The sequence below is a fragment of the Methanobrevibacter cuticularis genome, from assembly GCF_001639285.1.
Classification (GTDB): Archaea; Methanobacteriota; Methanobacteria; order Methanobacteriales; family Methanobacteriaceae; genus Methanobaculum; species Methanobaculum cuticulare.
The window spans coordinates 1-1,735 of record NZ_LWMW01000018.1 but is presented as its reverse complement, the minus strand read 5'-3'; the positions used below and the strand labels follow the sequence as shown (position 1 = coordinate 1,735).

Annotated in this window: 1 protein-coding gene; it reads right to left on the bottom strand. The window is 25.6% G+C overall.

All coding sequences use genetic code 11. The annotated features are described in order from the left end of the window. Positions 1–1,735 (bottom strand): right-handed parallel beta-helix repeat-containing protein (locus MBCUT_RS00540; RefSeq protein ID WP_157082408.1); only part of this gene is annotated, 1,735 nt, incomplete at both ends.

Sequence of the window (1,735 nt, the reverse complement as noted above, 5' to 3'; positions counted from 1 at the left end):
ATTATTTTTAATAGTGTTTATGGAACCTACAACAACCAAAGCACTATATTTAGAGCTAGTTATATTATTGTAAGCAAACAAATTCTCATCAGCATTAACATATAAACCACGATAATTACCCTTAAGATAATTATAAGTCACATTATTACCATAAGCAAACAAACTAATAGCATAACCTTTAACACCACTTATTATATTATTTTTAACAACATTCCCATAACCAAAAACAGAAACACCATTAGACTTAATATTAGAAAGATTATTATCCCTTATAATATTATTTATCCCATAAATAACAATCCCCTCATTACCACCAACAAAAGAATTAGAAAAAACACTATTTTTAACTGAATCAATAAAAATCCCCACAGTATTATTCACAAAATCATTATCATAAACAGAACAATTATCAGAAGAATATAAAGCAATACCTATACTATTATTACTTATTTCATTTAGATAAATTGGAATATTATTAGAATTACTTAAAAGTATTCCCTCCCCACCATTTCCAATTATATCATTATATTGCAAATTAGAGCTATTTACACCATAAAGAATAATTCCAGAATTTTTATTATAATTTACTAAATTCCTTGCTATAATATAGACTGGAGAATCCATTAAAAAAATACCATATTCATTATTATTACTCACATTATTCCCTTGGATTCCACCATCAGAATCAACAATATACAAACCACTACCATTATTAAAAGAAACATCATTTCCATAGAAACCAAAAGATTTAGAATCAATAGAACTAAAACCATTGCCATTATTCCATTTAATGCCATTTTGAGAAATATCAAAAGAATCACAGCTATTTATCTCAATACCAAAACGATTACTAGTAATATTATTATCCTTAATTTGAAAATAAAAAATGAGAGATGGTCCAAAACCTGTAAAAAACCTTTTATTATCTAATATACTTGGAGAAAAATAATTGACCTGATCATTTATGTCGTTTGCAAAGTAAATAGCTAATCCATTATTTTTTTCTATTGAATTGTTATAAATGCCAATAAATGTGGAATATAATATATTTATACCTTCATTGTTGTTCATTATTTTATTTTCATTAATTAGGACATTTTTAGTATTAGTTATGAAAATACCTGAATCTGTGTTATTTTTTATAATATTATTGTAGATTTCAACAAAATCACCATAAGATATATCGATGCCATTACTTTCCCCATTAGTGATATTGTTGTTTTTAATCAAGGATTTTGATATATTTTCAAAATATAGGTTACTTCCTCCGTTATTATTAAAAGTATTATCCGTAATTGTCATATTGTATGCAGATACATCGATAGAAAGTCCATTTCCTGTGTTATTTGCAATAGTATTGTTAATCATACTAATATTTGTTACAATACTACCTTTCAACCCTTCTTCACTAGAATTTGTTATATTATTGTCATGAATATAACTATTTTCAGAATCACCTAAATAAATACCTACACCTTCACTACTTTTAACAGTATTATGTGAAATTTTAGTGTTTTTAGTTGAATATAAAGATACACCATGACCCCCACTTTTTTCTATCTTGTTTTTAGAAATATTAACATCATCACTATCATAAACAGAAACACCATTAGAAGAAGAATCTTCAATATCATTACCACTAATACCAACATGTTCAGAACTATCTACTGAAACACCATCACTACCACTATTTTTAACATTATTATCCTTAATATCTAGATTATTGATATTACTT